Annotated in this window: 14 protein-coding genes; 13 read left to right on the top strand and 1 reads right to left on the bottom strand. The window is 52.5% G+C overall.

The genetic code is table 11. The features are described 5' to 3' along the window. The 10 genes from I8J30_RS30080 to I8J30_RS30035 all read left to right on the top strand — a co-directional run. On the top strand, window positions 1-2687 hold a 2687-nt coding region (locus tag I8J30_RS30080), incomplete at its 5' end, for a S8 family peptidase (RefSeq protein ID WP_210664111.1). A 31-nt stretch (window positions 2688-2718) separates the two neighbouring features. Next, a complete protein-coding gene (locus I8J30_RS30075; RefSeq protein WP_091224985.1) occupies window positions 2719-2964 on the top strand; it encodes a DUF1146 domain-containing protein in 246 nt (81 codons plus the stop codon). A 222-nt stretch (window positions 2965-3186) separates the two neighbouring features. After that, window positions 3187-4590: a UDP-N-acetylglucosamine 1-carboxyvinyltransferase gene (gene murA, locus I8J30_RS30070; protein ID WP_210664110.1), complete on the top strand. Its 1404-nt coding sequence runs from the start codon at window positions 3187-3189 to the stop codon at window positions 4588-4590. A 913-nt stretch (window positions 4591-5503) separates the two neighbouring features. Next, window positions 5504-6691, top strand: a complete 1188-nt coding sequence (gene spoIID / locus I8J30_RS30065; protein ID WP_210664109.1) for a stage II sporulation protein D — start codon at window positions 5504-5506, stop codon at window positions 6689-6691. Window positions 6692-6794: 103 nt separating this feature from the next. Then, entirely contained in the window at window positions 6795-7544 is a 750-nt protein-coding gene (locus I8J30_RS30060) for a M23 family metallopeptidase (RefSeq protein ID WP_091224989.1), read from the top strand. 205 nt (window positions 7545-7749) lie between these two features. Continuing rightward, window positions 7750-8037 carry a sporulation transcriptional regulator SpoIIID gene (gene spoIIID / locus I8J30_RS30055; RefSeq protein WP_090575384.1) on the top strand — a complete coding sequence of 96 codons (288 nt, stop codon included), beginning with the start codon at window positions 7750-7752 and terminating at the stop codon, window positions 8035-8037. Window positions 8038-8174: 137 nt separating this feature from the next. After that, window positions 8175-9182: a rod shape-determining protein MreB gene (gene mreB, locus I8J30_RS30050; RefSeq protein ID WP_091224990.1), complete on the top strand. Its 1008-nt coding sequence runs from the start codon at window positions 8175-8177 to the stop codon at window positions 9180-9182. 191 nt (window positions 9183-9373) lie between these two features. Then, the gene (locus I8J30_RS30045; protein WP_210664108.1) at window positions 9374-10237 is read left to right on the top strand and encodes a flagellar hook-basal body protein; all 864 of its coding nucleotides are present in this window, start codon (window positions 9374-9376) and stop codon (window positions 10235-10237) included. Window positions 10238-10285: 48 nt separating this feature from the next. Then, on the top strand, window positions 10286-11107 hold the full coding sequence (locus I8J30_RS30040) for a flagellar hook-basal body protein (RefSeq protein ID WP_210664107.1): 822 nt from the start codon (window positions 10286-10288) through the stop codon (window positions 11105-11107). A gap of 11 nt (window positions 11108-11118) precedes the next feature. Continuing rightward, window positions 11119-11475: a DNA-directed RNA polymerase subunit beta gene (locus I8J30_RS30035; protein WP_210664106.1), complete on the top strand. Its 357-nt coding sequence runs from the start codon at window positions 11119-11121 to the stop codon at window positions 11473-11475. 139 nt (window positions 11476-11614) lie between these two features. Here the strand turns inward: I8J30_RS30035 and I8J30_RS30030 are convergent, their stop codons facing one another. Continuing rightward, a complete protein-coding gene (locus I8J30_RS30030; RefSeq protein WP_210664105.1) occupies window positions 11615-13786 on the bottom strand; it encodes a bacterial surface protein in 2172 nt (723 codons plus the stop codon). 265 nt (window positions 13787-14051) lie between these two features. Between I8J30_RS30030 and I8J30_RS30025 the strand changes: the two genes are divergently transcribed. From I8J30_RS30025 to I8J30_RS30015, 3 genes are all read left to right on the top strand, one after another. Next, window positions 14052-14633 carry a CDP-alcohol phosphatidyltransferase family protein gene (locus tag I8J30_RS30025; RefSeq protein WP_210664104.1) on the top strand — a complete coding sequence of 194 codons (582 nt, stop codon included), beginning with the start codon at window positions 14052-14054 and terminating at the stop codon, window positions 14631-14633. A 160-nt stretch (window positions 14634-14793) separates the two neighbouring features. Continuing rightward, window positions 14794-15225 carry a 3-hydroxyacyl-ACP dehydratase FabZ gene (gene fabZ / locus I8J30_RS30020; protein WP_090982305.1) on the top strand — a complete coding sequence of 144 codons (432 nt, stop codon included), beginning with the start codon at window positions 14794-14796 and terminating at the stop codon, window positions 15223-15225. 72 nt (window positions 15226-15297) lie between these two features. Beyond that, window positions 15298-17004, top strand: coding sequence for a phospho-sugar mutase (locus I8J30_RS30015; RefSeq protein WP_210664103.1), 1707 nt, complete (start codon window positions 15298-15300; stop codon window positions 17002-17004). Window positions 17005-17086: the final 82 nt, after the last annotated feature.

Genomic DNA, 17086 nt, shown 5'->3' with positions numbered 1-17086 from the left:
GCGGCTGGCTCATCAAACGGGCCGACCCGGCGCTGGCGAAGCCGCTGCCGGGCACGCGCCTGCTCCGCCGCCTGGCGATGCCGGCGGCGGCCGCGGTGGACGTTGTCCGCCCCGAGGACCCGGGGGCGGACACGTCCGAGTGGCTCCTCCGGCTGCAGCGGATGCCGGAGATCGCCTACGCCGAGCCGATCGGCAGCGTCAAGCTGCTGGCCGCGCCGGCGAGCAATGATCCGGAGCTGCCGAAGCTGCAGCACCTGGATCAGATCGGGGCTCTGACCGCCTGGTCGAAGGTGCATGATCAGCTGGATCTGACCATTGCGCTCATCGACACCGGCGTCGATCTCGATCACCCGGATCTCAAGAACAATCTGGTGGCCGGCACGAATCTGGTCAGCCCGGGCAAGCCGCCGGAGGATGACAACGGACACGGGACGGCCGTAGCCGGGGTTCTTGCCGGTGAAGGGAACAATAAAGAAGGCATTGCCGGCATTCTATGGCGTGCCAAGCTCATGCCGATCAAAGCGCTGGATGCCGATGGCTTCGGCGATGAAGAGCGGCTGGGCAAGGCGATCGTCTATGCGGTTGATCACGGTGCACGGATTATCGTGCTCTCCGTTGGCCTTTATCGGTATTCGCCTTATCTCCGCGACATTGTGCAGTATGCGGAGTCCAAAGGGGCACTGCTTGTAGCAGCCAGCGGGAACGACGGGCTGGCGCTGGGTTCGAAGGCCGAAGTGAAATATCCGGCCGCTTACGCTACGGTACTTGCCGTGGCCGGCGTAGACGCGGACGGGAAACCCGAGCCGCGCTCCAATGCCGGTCCGGAGATTGATATTGCGGCACCATGGCATGTCTATACGACGGCACTGGGAGGCGGGTACAAGCATGAAGAAGGCACCTCGATGGCTGCGCCTCAGGCGGCGGCAGCGGCAGCGCTCGTATGGGCGGTACATCCCGGCTATAAACCCTATCAGGTACGTGCATTACTCAGGCAGACGGCAAAAGATATCGGCAAACAGGGGGTGGATGATGCCAGCGGCCACGGCCTGCTTCAGATCGACCGCGCTGTAACGGGCGTGCTTCGAGCAGATGGCTACGAGCCGAACGATACCAGGCAGACCGCGCATAAGTTTCCGCTTGGTAAACGGATCGCAGCCGAGCTTGCAGGCGGCCAAGATAAAGATTGGTATACGATCGATGCGCCTTATGACGGCGTCATTTCCCTTCAGATCCAAGGGCTCCTCTCCGGCGGAGAAACCACGCCGATTCTCCAGATGACCCATGTTGTGGGGGGCGTGGTGCAGGGCACAAAAGTTACGAAACTCGGCAACCAAACGGTGGAATGGAACGTTAAGAAAGGGAGGAATGAATTTGAGCTCCACTACTTCGACTCAACCGCGAAGCAGCGGCTGCCCTATTTGCTCACCTCCTCCTTCGAGATTGCACCGGACAGCTACGAAGTGAACGATAAGCAATATCAAGCGTTTACGCTGAAGCCGCGGTCCCAGCAGGTGAAGGGTAATTTTCATCAGACCGGGGATCGCGACTGGTACGCCATTCACTTTGAAACGGGGGGCACGCTCAAGCTTTCGCTTTCTACCGACTCCGCGCGGATTGATCCCGCACTCGCCTTTGGACGGCAAGGGGCCACGCTGCAGGAAATCGACGAGAACAGTGAAGGCGAGACCGAATCCTCGGAACCGATTAATGTGACTCCGGGTATCTACTACATACGCGTGCATAACGGCATGTCGGCGCAGGCCGGCCCGTCCGCTGCGTCGTATACCTTGCATATAGAGCTTATTTCAAAATATACGGATCCCAACGAGCCGAACAACAAAGCTTATGAAGCAACAGGCGTTGCCAAAGGTTCTGATTACTGGGGTGTCATGGGGGCAGGGGATGCCGACTGGTATCAATTGCGCCTTGGAAGTGAAAGCGTGTTATCCGTGCAGGTTACCGGCATTCCGAGTGGAATCCGAATGAAGGCGGAGGTGTTCGATAAACGGCAGAAGCCGTTATTTACCTTGCAGTCCGCAAAGAATGAGACCGGCATGGTCAAAGAGCAGCGCGTACAGGCAGGCCTGTATTACGTCAAAGTGACGGCGAGCGGCAGCTTTGACAGACAGTATTATGGCTTTCGGATGGACGCGGAACAGGTCGTTGCAGGGTTTCGCGATATTACCGGTCACTGGGCAGCGGATACGATTATAGCGCTGAGCAAGGAAGGCATCGTGGAAGGGAGCGGCAACTACCGCTTCTACCCGAATCGGAGCATAACACGAGCAGAAGCCGTCTCCATGCTGGTGAGGGCGCTGAATCCGAGTGCAAGCGCGGGACCGGGCTTCACGGATGTCACGTCTAAGCACTGGGCATACGCCTCCATTACGAAAGCTTCCGGAACCGGATGGGTCGGCGGTTATCCTGGCGGTGCTTTTGGTCCCGGCAAGCCGATAACCCGTGAAGAAATGGCGGTTATTCTGCTTCGGGCCCTTCAGTTGAATAGTGCACGTCCTTATGCAGCGTCATTCAAGGATGTGAAGCTGACGCGCTGGTCCGCGCCGGCCATTCAGACGATGAAGCAGAAAGAGCTGCTCGGGGGATACCCGGACGGCAGCTTTAGGCCGGAGCAGACGGCGAGCCGAGCGGAGTTCGCGGCCCTGCTGCTTCGCGCAATGAATATGTAGAACTTGAACTTGTAGCAGGGAGTCAATCGAAATGGATCAATTAGCCGCTAATGCGGGCATACATGCACTTATTTCCATCGTTGTGGAGCTGTTTAGCATTGCAATGGCTTGGGTTGTCTTGCAAGAGCTGAAGCTTGACACCATCTTGAAGCGTCCGCGCAGCTCGCAGGCACGCATCTTGCAAATTATGCTCTCGATCGTGCTGGGGCATGGCTTTGCCGGCTTCGTACTTGATTACTGGAACTGGTCGGGCTTGCTGAGGGGAATTGTCGAATAACAAGGTGGCAATATGTAAACAATGGGTAGTATATGACGGTACGAAACGAGAAATAGGCTACGAAGACTATAAAAAGGCCATTTTCGGTGCGGGTTCGACAGGCAGAAAATAACGCTTGTCGTTTCTTGTAGACGGGTGGTAAGATGTAGGTTGGGTACGGAGCGCCGTACCATTAATTGTGCATAAGACAAGAATCTACTGCACGCGGAGGGAAACCTAAAGATGAGCAAAATAATCGTCCGCGGCGGCCAGCGACTATCCGGAAACGTTCGTGTAAGCGGAGCAAAGAATGCCGTATTACCGATTCTCGCTGCCACGTTACTTGCAAAGGAAGGCGAGAGCGTCATTCATGACGTGCCTAATCTAGACGATGTAATCACCATTCAACAAGTGCTTGCCGCATTGGGCGGTAAGCTGACATATGACAATGAAACCATGCGTATCTCCGCAGCGAATTTGACTTCGTTTGAAGCTCCTTATGAATGGGTGCGCAAGATGCGTGCATCGTTCCTCGTAATGGGACCGCTTCTGGCTCGACTCGGCCGCGCGAGAATTTCCCTCCCGGGTGGATGTGCAATCGGCACGCGTGCAATTGATCAGCATTTGAAGGGCTTCGAGGCCATGGGCGTCGAAATCGTTCTTGGTCATGGCTTTATCGAGGCACGCAAAGAAGGCAAGCTGAAGGGCGCTAAGATTTATCTGGATGTGGCCAGCGTTGGCGCAACGGAGAACATCATGATGGCAGCTGTCCTTGCAGAAGGCACAACAACGATCGAGAATGCGGCGAAAGAGCCGGAGATCGTTGATCTTGCCAATTACTTAAATGCCATGGGCGCGAAAGTTCGCGGAGCTGGCACAGGCATTATCCGTATTGAAGGCGTGGAAGAGCTGAAAGGCGCTCAGCACACCGTCATTCCGGACCGCGTCGAAGCGGGTACCTTTATGATCGCAGCTGCCATGACCGGCGGCGATGTTCATATTGACGGCGCAATCGGCGAGCACTTGGCGCCGGTAATCTCGAAACTTGAAGAGATGGGCGTTGCCATTACGGAGACAGACAACGGTCTGCGCGTAGTGGGTCCGCAGAAATTGAAATCAGTAGACGTCAAGACGTTACCATACCCAGGATTCCCAACGGATATGCAGTCGCAGATGATGGCGATTCTGATGATTGCCGAAGGCACCAGCATTGTGACGGAAACGATCTTCGAGAACCGTTTCATGCATGTCGAGGAATTCCAGAAGATGAGCGCTCAAATCAAGATCGACGGCCGTATGGCTATCGTAAGCGGAAACACGGCACTAACAGGCGCGAAAGTAACCGCTACCGATCTTCGTGCAGGTGCAGCACTGATCTGTGCGGCGCTTTGCGCAGATGGCGAGAGCGAAATCACCGGCCTTCACCACGTAGATCGCGGTTATGTCGACATTACCGGTAAGCTTGCGGCGCTTGGCGCCGATATTCACCGTGTCGATCCGGTACCGGCTGAGCCTGTGTATACGAAAGTACTCGAAGGCGTAGCTGCCGTTCTCGAGGAACCGGTTGTTGTAGCGGCAATGTCCGCAGAGCCGGTGAAGCGCGAGAAAGAAGCGCCGCGCTTGAAGGTTCAACCTACCTGGGCATAAGATACATTCCTAACACATAATCGTATAAGCTGCCTCGAACGTTCGCTTGTGGACGTTCGAGGCAGCTTTTTGTTTTGGGCAAAATTGCTGTTACGATCTCCGCCTCCCCCCTCAAGGAAGCTGAGCGTGCGGAAATCGAACTCTCAACCTCGAAACCAGGCCGAAAAGAAGCTGAGAGTTCCAAAAATGGACGCTCAGCAAACAAACTAACCCAATTCCCCTCGCGAAGAAAGCTGAGCGTTCTGAAATCGAACTCTGAACCTCGAAACCACATCGAAAAGAAGCTGAGAGTTCCAAAAATGGACGCTCAGCAAACAAACTAACCCGATTTCCGCGCGAAGGAAGCTGAGCGTGCGAAAATCAAACTCTCAACACCAAAACCACGCCGATCTCCACTCGAAATGCTGTAACGAATCGTAAAGGTCTTATTTGCCCCAAAATAGCTTAAAAAAAATGCTAACGAATCGTGGAAGCCTTATTTGACGATTAATGGGCAATTTGGAGCCGATTTCACCCAAATAAGGCCCGTACGATTCGTTAGAATTTTGGAGGCGAGAAATTCGACCGAATAAGACCTCTACGATTCGTTAGAGCTGAAACGGCAAGCCATTCCGCCCCATCGGCAGCCACTATTCTAGCACGTACGCGTGCGTATCCCCCCAATTCCTCTTCTTCGAAATGATACAAAACGCTTCGCGGTTCGGAATCGTCAAACCAAAGCTCATCCCCACCCCCAACCGCATCCTCATCCCCACCAGCACCCGTCACCCGCACCCGCATCCCTCATCCCTCATCCCTCATCCCCTCAACAATCTCTTCTTCCTTTTCGGTACTATCCTACTTTTCCGGTTCATAGACTGTACCAAATGTGAATTAAGAGAAATGAGATTAGCAGAACAGGAAGGAGCAGCAGATGGAACGTGTGAGATGGCGGACAGGCAGTCCGAGGAGCAGGTGGTTGAGAGGCTGGGTGTTGTGGTTTACTTGGGGATTGCTGCTTGTCTTGCTGGTGAGAGGGGCTGTCTATCTCCTGGATGATAGGAATGCCGCTGCCAGGGGCGGCGAGCATGGCCTATCCGCAGAGCAGCAGCAGCTGCTGGATGATGTGACGTACGAGCAGCCTGTAGTGGAGGAGAGCGCGAAACCGACCGAGACGAACAAGCAGCAGGTGAAGGAACAGCCGTCGGTGGAAGCTTCAACAGGGAACAAGAGCGGCAGTAAAGGGTTAAAGTCCCTTAGCGCCTATGACCGCATGTGGGTTAACGTCTACCTCACCAAGGAGAAACGGATCGAGAAGATGCCAATCGAGCTTTATGTGCGAGGCGTGCTGGCCGGCGAGATGCCGATTGATTTTGAATTGGAGGCTCTGAAGGCGCAAGCGATCGCAGCCAGAACTTATATCTACAAACGGATGAAAGCGAACGACCGCAGCGGGCTAAGCGGTGAAGCAGAGCGGGCGGATGTGGATGATACCGTCATGAACCAAGTGTACGTGCCTCTGAATTCGCTTCTCTCGCGCTGGAGCGGGACAACCAAGGAAAAGAACCTTGGGAAGCTGAACGAGGCCGTAGAGCAAACGAAGGGGCAAATCGTGACGTATGAGGGAGAGCCGATCCAAGCGGCCTTTTTCTCCACGAGCAATGGTTATACAGAGAACGCTTCGGATTATTGGGATCTGGACCTGCCGTACTTGCGCAGCGTCGCCAGCCCGTGGGACAAGGCCATCTCCCCCAGCTATAAAGAAACGGTTACGATGACGTTGAACGATTTTAGCAAGAAGCTTGGCATTAAGAAAAGCGCGGTCCGGCAGATGCGGATTCTGGATACGACAGCGGGCAAACGCATTAAGACGGTTATGATCGGCAGGGAGATATTGAGCGGCAGAGAGGTTCGAGAGAAGCTTGGACTGGCTTCCTCGCAATTCAACTGGACCATCCTTGATGATGAGATCCAAATCACGACCTTCGGTTATGGTCATGGGGTCGGAATGAGCCAATGGGGCGCAAACGGCATGGCGCAAAGCGGGGGAAAGGCGGCAGAGATTCTCGCACACTATTATTCGGGAACGCAGCTCACGACGGCGAAAGGCTTGGTAGACTAGCGCAGCAGTCGCCCCTAGCTTCTCTAACAATCTCAAAAAATGTTAAACCCTCACGTATAAACTGCTAGGTTGTGGCAACAATGGCTAGTGAGGTGATCGAACAATGAGTGATAACAAATCAAAGTTCAATGAAGAAGCTCCCAAAAATGTAGTGGGAGGCACTGCCGTCAAACCATCTGCATGGAGAAAGCTGCTTGCGAAGAAGTGGGCAGCACCGTCAGCATTCCTAGCCGCGGCAGCAATTATCGTAACCTTAATGTGGCTCTATGGGGGAGCTGGGGAAACTAGTAACAAGCCAGCCAGCACCGACGTAGAAGTCTCGCAAGGTACGACGGATGGAATGACAGCGGACCAATTGCCGGCAGATGATGAAGCCGTTAATTCATCGGAGTCAGAACTGATGCAATGGCCTGTTGACCGCAGCCAGCTGGATGTCGTAGCGCCGTTCTATGATGCGAAAGCTTCCGGTGAAGAGCGTCAAGCCGCTTTGATTCAATCGGGCAACACGTTCGTAACGAACATGGGGATTGACTTCGCGAAGAACGACACGGCATTTGATGTAACGGCAGCACTTAGCGGCCGCGTCATCGTATCCGAGAAACACCCGCTTAACGGCAACATTGTCGAGATCAAGCATGCCGACGGAATCGTTACCGTCTACCACAGCTTGAGCGACGTGCAAGTTAAAGTGGGCGATGAAGTGAAACAAGGCACGGTCATTGCGAAAGCAGGCAGAAGCGAACTTGAGAAAGATCTTGGCGTCCACATGCACTTTGAAGTGCGCAAGGACGGCAAAGCGGTTAACCCAAATACGCTTATCACATCTGATTCCGCAAGCGCAACTGAGAACTAGAAGCCAGCGGAGTGCTTTATGAAGGCAGGATACCCTGCCTTCTTTTTTTATGTTCTTTTACGTCCTTTATAGCCCTTCGAAGCGGAAAAGCAGGCGTTTCTGAAAATAATTGCTGTTCTTTGGCTTGTCACGCTTGGACACAAAGAATATATACCCGTACCCCTCATATAATGTACCAAACTATCTCGAGTAGGGAGGCGGGAGCGTGCACGATTACATCAAAGAACGGACCATAAAAATCGGCCGTTGCATCGTCGAGACGAAGCACACGGTGCGGACGATCGCTAAAGAATTTGGCGTCTCCAAAAGCACAGTGCACAAGGATTTGACCGAGCGATTACCGGAAATAAATCCCGATTTGGCAGACCAGGTCAAGCACATTCTGGAATACCACAAATCGATCCGGCACCTGAGGGGAGGAGAAGCAACCAAAATCAAGTACAAGAAGAGCTCAGGACGCAAGCGCGAGGTTCTTGCCGCAGCGAAATCGTAAGCGATTTTTTCTACAAAAATAGAGGAATTTCGTACATTTCAGCGAATACTATACAAGATGATCATTGCACCCGACTACTAAAGACGATTGTTTTGTATGGAGCATTCGTCATTCGCCGTGGAGGAATTAGAGACCTTATGTTTAGCAAGGATATTGGGATTGATTTGGGAACAGCTAACGTGTCCATTCATGTAAGAGGGAGGGGCGTTGTACTTGATGAGCCTTCTGTCGTCGCGATTGAGAGCGAGACGAAGCGCGTGCTTGCGGTAGGTGAAGAAGCGCATCGGATGGTAGGACGGACCCCCGGTAACATAATCGCCATCAGACCGCTTAGAGACGGTGTTATCGCTGATTTTGAAATAACGGAAATCATGTTGAAGGCATTTATCGATCGCGTGGGCGGCCGTTCTTGGTACAGCCGCCCCCGTATCTTAATATGCGCTCCGACGAACATTACGTCGGTAGAGCAGAAGGCGATCCGCGAGGCTGCAGAGCGCAGCGGCGCTAAGGATGTTTTTCTCGAAGAGGAGCCCAAGGCAGCTGCGATTGGCGCAGGCATGGATATCTACCAGCCGAGCGGCAACATGGTTGTTGATATTGGCGGCGGCACAACGGACGTAGCCGTGCTTTCCATGGGCGACGTTGTGACCGCTTCTTCGATTAAAGTCGCAGGGGACAAGTTTGACGAAGCAATCATGAAGTACATCAAGAACAAGTACAAGCTGTTGATCGGAGAACGGACAAGCGAAGATATTAAGATCAAGATCGGTTCCGTCTACGACAATGGGTTCAGACAAGAGATCGACATTCGCGGGCGCGATATGGTTACAGGCTTGCCGCTGACCGTGACGATTTACTCGGAAGAAGTGCGCGAAGCGCTCTGGGAGCCGGTATCGTCTATTGTTTCTGCAGCTAAGTCAGTACTGGAACGGACTCCGCCGGAATTGTCGGCCGATATTATTGACCGCGGCGTTATCTTGACAGGCGGCGGCGCGCTGCTGGGCGGCCTTGATGCGCTGCTTGCAGAAGAGCTTAAAGTACCGGTTCTGATTGCCGAAGATCCCATGCACTGCGTTGTTAAAGGAACAGGCCTGCTGCTTGATCATTTAGACCGTGCACCGCGCAGAGATCACGGAAGACGCTAAGCGATAAACGGATGAATGGCTGCATGCGGGATGTTCGGGTAGGACGCCTTTAGGGGGGCGTGCCAAGGGACAAGCTTTTGTACAGATTAGTTCAAAAGTCATGCAATCGTTCTATTCATCGTAAGGATAGGTTAACCGATATAAATCATAGATAACCGATCCAGTACGTTGAGCGCTCAGGAGGTAGCTTCATGCTAAGAGGTCTGTACACAGCTGCATCAGGCATGATTTCGCAGCAGCACCGGCATGATACGGTAACGAATAATATTTCAAACTTAAATACACCGGGTTATAAAGAGAAAAGTGCGGTGACGCACTCCTTTCCGGATATGCTGCTGCGTCTTTCCGGCGTTCAAGACGGCGGAGGCCGTGTGGTAGGTAAGCTGAACACCGGGGTGTTCGCGGAAGAGAGCTTGCAGATCAACCTGCAGGGCGATCTGATGCAGACGAACCAGTTCAGCGATTTTGCCATTGTATCGGACATTGAAGTGCCCGGCATGACGTTTGACGGATCAGGCAAGGCGATGTCGGCGGACGGCAATTACGTGTTCCAACCGCAAGCCTTCTTCACCGTTCAGAATACGAATGGCGAAACGCGTTACACGCGCGATGGTCAGTTCAAGCTTGATGACGAAGGTTTCCTGACATTGCCGGATGGCTCCCGCGTGCTTGGCGCCAATGAGCAGCCGTTTCAGCTGCCCGCCGGGATGACGTTTAACAAGCTGACGCTAACGAGCGATAATCAACTGGTTGATGTGGATACCGGCGTAAGTGCCGGTCAACTGCTCATCTCGGTTGTGGATAATCCGAACAATCTTGTTCGCGAAGGTGACGGCAAGTTCAAGCTTGGCGATGAGAACGTAGGGGTTCGGACGATGGATGCAGGCGATCGGATCGAGCTGAAACAAGGTTACGTCGAACGTTCTAACGTGGATTCGGCGCAGTCGATGGTGGACTTGATGTCGGCGGCACGTGCTTATGAAGCGAATCAGAAGGTCATTCAATTTTATGATAAAAGCTTAGATAAAGCGGTCAACGAGATTGGCCGCGTATAACCGCTCGCTAGCAAGTCTTAACGAGGCACGGCAGAGGAGGCTACTGAATTGAACGGTTCGATGATTAATGCGATGGTGTCCATGAATGGGCTGCAGCAGAAGCTGGACTTGCTCGCTGACAATATTGCCAATGTGAATACAGTCGGCTATAAGCGCAAGACCGGCACATTTGAAGACTTGCTGACTACGCTGAAGAAGCAGCCCGAGGTGTTTGATCAACCGGGACGTCTGACTCCGCTTGGTTTCAACCAAGGCTGGGGCTCGCGCCTGACGATGGTTCAACCGGACTTCTCTCAAGGACCCATTCAGCAAACGGACCAGCCCCTTGACGTTGCAATCGAAGGCAATGCTTTGTTCGAGGTTACGGTTAATGCCGAAGGCGATCTTGGTTATACTCGCGGTGGCTCGTTCCAGACCACGTTTACGCGGGACGGCGTCAATATCCTGACAACCAAAGAAGGCTATCCGATCTCGTCTGTCGATGGCAATCCGATTGAAATCCCCGCAGAGATGAAGGAAGTCAGAATCGATCCGAACGGAAGCATCATTGGTACGCTGCCGTCCGGCGAAATTGTTCAGATGGGACAGCTGAAGCTGGTTCAAGTGGACAAGCCTTCCCTCCTGTCGCAGGTTGCGGATAACTTATTCGCCATTGCGGATGGATTTCAGGTAGAAGATGTCATGCATGACGTGAACGCGAGCGCCGAAACTAAGATCGCGATAAAACAAGGTTTTCTGGAGCAATCTAATGTCGTCTTGTCCGACGAGATGACGGAATTGATTAGCGTGCAAAGAGCTTATCAGCTCAGCTCAAGGGCTTTATCCTCCAGCGATACGATGCTGGGCCTTGCAAACAATTTGCGCGCCTAGGAAATGAGTGAATGCGTATGGATGCAAAGAAAGAAACAGCGGCGGGTTTAGACGGCGTTACTCAAATGGAACGTTCCAGTCTGATCAACCCTGCGCCTGCGGGCGAGAGGCAGCGTCAGAACGGGACGATGCAGTCCGAGCGTGACCCGGAAACCGCTAAAGGCAAAACATCAGCGCGCAAGAAACGCCATCCGGCTCTTCGGGCTTTACTATGGACGCTTCGCAAGAGCATCGTTCCCATTCTGTGCATCGCAGCCATACTCGGCGGCATGTACATGGGCTATACGATCATCGGCAAGCGGCCGGGAGACGAAGTGTTCGATATTGCCACTTGGAAGCACATGTATGATCTGGTGTTTGCTGATTAATGGGAAGCCTGCTCCTTGGAGCGGGCTTTTTGGTTTCCGTTTCGACTGCAGGCCGCATAAATAAGCACCTCCCCGAATATCATCGGACTACCGTAGTAGTTGACGATGGGATTCGAAGGAGGTGCTTTTGTTTTGCGTCTTATTTTACGATCACACGGATACTGATGGATTTGCCATCAAAGGTCGCTCGGACCATCGTGCTTCCTTTGCCGACAGCCGTAATGACGCCTGCTTCCACAGTGGCCACTTTATTGTTGCCAACCGTCCATACGGCACTCTTCGTTACATCGGTGATCCGGCCTACGTCGTACTCAGCCGTAACTTTAACCGTTTCTTTGCCTTCGGCCGCAAGGGTAAGGGACTTGGCCGACGAGGTCAGCTTCTTCACTTTAGCAACGACCGTAATGGCTACCTCGATCGATTTGCCTTGATAAGTGCCCGTCAGCTTGCCTGTACCCTCCGTCAATGCTTTCACCGTGCTTCCTTTAATAGAAGCAAGTGTTTCGGGATTCATGGTCCAGTTCATCTTGGAGCTCAAGGAAACCGATTTGCCGCTCTTATAAATACCCGTTACTTTAAGGTTCTTGGTACGGGAGATGTTCAGCGAAAGGCTGCTTGCATCCACGAACAGCTTCGTAATTTCCTCTTCGATCGTGACGCGAATCGTAGTTGATTTGCCAAGATACGAAGCCGTGAGGGTAACGCTCGAGGCTTGCAGACCTCTCATGTTCGGCGCCTTCACGAGCAAGTTGGCTGAGGAGCTCTTCCATGTAACCAGGCTTGTCACATCTTCTTCTTCGCCGTTTTCATACATGAGCGTAATCACCGGCAGCTTCACTTCTTTGCCTAGGACAACGGAAGCGTTGGTTTGATCGGTTGTCAGCATAAGCGGCTTCTCGTGCACGACCACGGTAACGGTGACCGACTTGGATTGAATCGTGCCTGTAAGAACGGCTGTACCGACCTTCTTCGCTGTCCACTTGCCATCCACTTTGTCCACGATGTCTTTGTCGCTGCTCGTCCAAGCAACAAGGTTGGTTACGTCGATCGTTTCTTCGGCAATCGATTCGGCTGAAACTTTAGGCAATGTAACGCTATCGTTCAGGAACGCGTCAACGGTCTCGGAAGCTGCTTTGAGACTGCTCACCGTCGGATAAACCGTGACCGAAACCTGCTGGGAAAGACCCAAGTAAGTCGCTTTAATAACGGTTGTACCAATGCCTTTAGGGGTAACGACACCGTCTTTAACCGTTGCCACGAAGAAGTTGGAGGACGTCCATGTTGCTTTGCTTGTTACGACCTCAGGTATTCCTGTACCCTTCATAACGGTTACGTTGAACGTTACCGGGCTATCCTGCATGCTCAAATGCTGATCTTCCTTCGGGTTCAAACGCATAGCTTCATATGCTGGACGTACTACGACATTGATACTGTTCGACACGCCCAGATGTGTAGCGGTAATCGTTGTAGATCCGCTTCCTACAGGCGTAACGATACCTTTGGATACAGTGGCAACGGCCGTATTGCCGGAAGTCCATTGTGCCGTATCCGTAACCGTTGCGGAATCGTCATCTTCCGTGGTGACTACGGCTGTTAGGGATTTGTTGCCGTCTCCGACATAGAATTCAAGCAGGTCATCCGGTGAGATCGTGAGTTTATCATAAGGAGAGGTTGCGATTAGCCTAACCGTATCGCTTCTTCCTTTATATTTGGCTGTGATGGTGGTTTCGCCGGCATTAAGCAGCTTGATGTCGCCATCGTCTACTGTAGCCACATTGGGGTTTGAACTTGTCCACGTTGCGGAGTCGGTCACATCCTCATTCGTGCTGCCGCTCTTGATCGCCGTCAGGGTGTAGGAGATTGTATCGCCCAGATGGACCTCTTCCGTGGCGCCGACATTAGTCCCGCCTTCCGCAATCGTTACGTTGTCGTAGCGATAATTAACGGTTATCGGCAGGGTGACTTTATAGCCTTTGTAAGTTGCGCTAACCGTTGCAGTGCCCTTCGCCAAACCCGTAACAACACCGGCGGACACTTTCAGAATGGCGGTATTGGAGGAGCTCCAAGTCGCATCTGTCGTAACGCTTTTTACAGAAGTTGCACCTTGTATAGTGGCATTCACTTCAAGTGAAATCGAGTCATCATCGATATAAAGCACGGCGGGTGACGGAGCGTTCTCGAAGGCAAGTCCCGTTACAACTTCATCGGCGTAAGCGAGTCCTGCAAAGGAAGAGAAGCTAAGGACAATGGCAAGCATCATTGTAAGCCAGGTGCGTTGCCACAGGGGTGCTGCGTGTTTGTTCGTGCGCATGATTGTTTAAAACCTCCAAAGACTATAAATTTCCTATCCATTATAGTTAACGGCTTTGGAGGAGGGAAATTGAAGGTGTCAGATAGGTATTACCAAATTTAGTTCGCTGGTCATGGCCGAATTCGTTCAAAGAATCGGCAAGAATGAAGGCTTGGAGCCGATCTCTACCTAGTTCGGACAGTTTTATTTTTTCCAGCGTAGAGGTATAATGGGTTAGAATCTTTGAAGCATCTTTTCCGCCATAAAGGTAAGGGGGCGTAAACGTTTGAATCTTCCAAATTTGCTCACGATGCTTCGTTTTGCTTTAATCCCCGTTTACGTGGCCGTATTTGCGTCGGACTCTTCGAATCATATGAAATGGGCTTTTCTGATTGTCGTCATCGCGGGGCTTACCGATATTTTGGACGGCTATCTGGCGCGGAAATACGGGCAAGTGACTTCGGTGGGGGCAATGCTTGATCCGCTCGCGGATAAGATGATGATGATTACCGTCATTTTGTCGCTGCTCATAACCGAACATATTCCGTGGAGCGCGGGAGCGGCTATCTTTATCCGGGATGCGGGGATGATCGTCGGATCGGCATTTTTCCATTTTCGGGGGAAGAAGACGGTTCCTGCCAATTGGATGGGGAAACTGACCACCATCCTGTATTACTTGGCCATCTTGTTTATCTTCTTTGAACTTCCTTTTGCCAGAACTTATTTATGGGGTGTCATCGCGTTTTCATTTATAACGTCGTTTATTTACATTTTTCTTTTCGTTGGCTTGAACAAGGACGAAGAGGAGCAGGGCAGTGCGGTGCAGAGCACGGGAGAAGAGACAGATAAGAAAGCTCCGCCCGCGTAAATGGTAAAAAGGAGATTGAGCTCGCCTTGGCCGCGATGAACGGTTGCAGCGTTCAATCCCCCTTATCTTAACCTCACGACTGCAGTTTCGTGATGGATGGCCTTATTTTGGCACAATACCTTGTAATTTATTACACCGACCTTTGAAGGGAGTTTACATCATGTTAGATATTAGACAAATCCAAGAAATTATCCCGCACCGCCCGCCGTTTCTGCTCGTTGACCGCATTATTGAGCTGGAGGAAGGCAAGCGGGCCGTCGGCATTAAGAACGTGACGATGAATGAACCGTTCTTCACGGGACATTTTCCGCAATACCCGGTGATGCCGGGCGTACTTATTGTGGAGGCGCTGGCGCAGGTCGGCTGTGTTGCGATTCTTAAAGTAGAAGCAAACCGCGGCAAAATCGGCTTCTTCGCAGGCATCGATAACTGCCGGTTCCGCGGACAAGTGGTTCCCGGCGATACCCTTACATTAGAAGTAGAGATCACAAGAATGAAGGGCATGATCGGCAAAGGACAAGCTGTTGCTAAAGTCGGCGATAAAGTCGTGGCGGAAGGCGAGATTATGTTTGCACTGAAGGATCCTGAATAAACCCGGCAGGATAGGGTTAATAAAGACAGGGCTTGAGCTTGCTACATATATAAAATACTGGATGGAGAGAGGATGCTGGAGATGAACCATTCTACTGTAGAACGATACGAGGCTTGGCTGAGCGATCCGATGATTGATGCTGCTACGAAACAGGAGCTTGCCGCGTTAAGAGGCAACGAGAAAGAAATCGAAGACCGTTTCTACCGTGAGCTTGAGTTCGGAACAGGCGGACTGCGCGGCGTTATGGGCGCAGGGACAAACCGATTGAACAGCTACACTGTCGGCAAAGCTACGCAAGGACTGGCGAACTGGGTCCTTACTAAGAGCAGCACCCCTTCTGTCGTCATCGCATACGATTCCCGCAACAACTCTCCTGAGTTTGCGCTTGATGCTGCGCTTGTCTTGGCTGCGAACGGTGTGACGGCCCATGTGTTTCAAGCACTTCGTCCAACCCCTCAGCTTTCCTACGCCGTTCGTGCGCTTGGCGCAACAAGCGGTATTGTCATTACAGCGAGTCACAACCCGCCTGAATATAACGGCTACAAGGCTTATGGCTCCGATGGCTGCCAGCTTGTTCCGCAAGATGCCGCTGAGGTGATTGGCGCGATCCAGCAAGTTACCGGATTTGATCAAGTCTGCCGCATGAGCCGCGAAGAAGCGGAAGCCAAAGGTTTGCTCCACTGGCTGGGCGACGCGGAAGACCGCGATTATATTACTACTGTCGCAGCCGAGAGCTTGAACGGCAAGCTGCTTGCGGATGGACACGGCGCGGCGCTGACGGTTGTGTATACACCGCTTCATGGCGCAGGTAACATGCCTGTGCGCGAGGTGCTTAAGCAAGCCGGCCTTACGAATGTTCATATCGTGCCTGAACAAGAGCAGCCTGACGGCTACTTCAGCACGGTGAAATCGCCGAATCCGGAAGAGCGTGAGGCGTTCAATCTTGCGATTAAGCTCGGCCAAGAGGTAGGCGCGGACATTATTATCGGAACCGATCCGGATTGCGATCGGATGGGTGCGGTTGTACGTAATAATGAAGGCGAATACGTCGTGCTTACGGGTAACCAGTCCGGTGCGATTATGGTCAATTATTTGCTCAGCACACGTAAGGAACGCGGCGATCTGCCGGCCAACGGCGTCGTGGTGAAGACGATCGTGACGAGTGAAATGGGCGCAGATATTGCGCTTTCCTATGGTGCGGAAGTCGTCAATACCTTGACCGGCTTCAAGTATATCGGCGAGAAAATGACGCAATATGAGAAAAGCGGAGAGCGTACCTTCCTATTCGGTTATGAGGAAAGCTACGGCTACTTGGCGGGCACTTATGCGCGTGATAAAGATGCGGTTATCGCTTCCATGCTAATTTGCGAAGCAGCTGCTTATTATAAGAGCAAAGGCAAAACGCTGTATGATGTCCTTGTTGAATTATATGCGAAGTTCGGCAACTATTTGGAGCACCTGGAATCCCGTACGCTTAAAGGCGTTGACGGCGTTGCCCAAATCGGAGCGATCATGGAAGATTGGCGCAACAATCCGCCTTCCGAAATCGGCGGCGTACCCGTGGATCAAATGCTCGATTATTTGCCGGGATTGGACGGCTTGCCGCCTGAGAACGTGCTGAAGTTTTTGCTTGCCGACGGCTCATGGTTCTGCCTGCGTCCTTCAGGCACGGAGCCGAAGATTAAGGTGTATTTTGCTGTACGCGGCAGCTCGCAAGACGAAGCGAAGGCAGCGATTCAGCGCCTGACGCAAGCTGTGATGGAGCGCGTGGACAACTAGATTGGTAATGGGATCGGAGCTTCCGTACGTGAATATTGCTGCGGAAACACAGACAGATAATCGTAGCGATAATTCCTACGGA

Source organism: Paenibacillus lignilyticus (assembly GCF_017942085.1).
Classification (GTDB): domain Bacteria; phylum Bacillota; class Bacilli; order Paenibacillales; family Paenibacillaceae; genus Paenibacillus_Z; species Paenibacillus_Z lignilyticus.
Note: the sequence above shows the minus strand (reverse complement) of the source record. Positions and strands in the feature narration are given on the sequence as shown.

Bases quoted from the DNA above. Each gene is read 5' to 3' on its own strand.
- I8J30_RS30075 (WP_091224985.1), top strand. From the start codon at position 2,719: ATGGATCAATTAGCCGCTAATGCGGGCATACATGCACTTATTTCCATC.
- murA (WP_210664110.1), top strand. From the start codon at position 3,187: ATGAGCAAAATAATCGTCCGCGGCGGCCAGCGACTATCCGGAAACGTT.
- spoIID (WP_210664109.1), top strand. From the start codon at position 5,504: ATGGAACGTGTGAGATGGCGGACAGGCAGTCCGAGGAGCAGGTGGTTG.
- I8J30_RS30060 (WP_091224989.1), top strand. From the start codon at position 6,795: ATGAGTGATAACAAATCAAAGTTCAATGAAGAAGCTCCCAAAAATGTA.
- mreB (WP_091224990.1), top strand. From the start codon at position 8,175: ATGTTTAGCAAGGATATTGGGATTGATTTGGGAACAGCTAACGTGTCC.
- I8J30_RS30045 (WP_210664108.1), top strand. From the start codon at position 9,374: ATGCTAAGAGGTCTGTACACAGCTGCATCAGGCATGATTTCGCAGCAG.
- I8J30_RS30035 (WP_210664106.1), top strand. From the start codon at position 11,119: ATGCGTATGGATGCAAAGAAAGAAACAGCGGCGGGTTTAGACGGCGTT.
- I8J30_RS30030 (WP_210664105.1), bottom strand. From the start codon at position 13,786: ATGCGCACGAACAAACACGCAGCACCCCTGTGGCAACGCACCTGGCTT.
- fabZ (WP_090982305.1), top strand. From the start codon at position 14,794: ATGTTAGATATTAGACAAATCCAAGAAATTATCCCGCACCGCCCGCCG.
- I8J30_RS30015 (WP_210664103.1), top strand. From the start codon at position 15,298: ATGCTGGAGATGAACCATTCTACTGTAGAACGATACGAGGCTTGGCTG.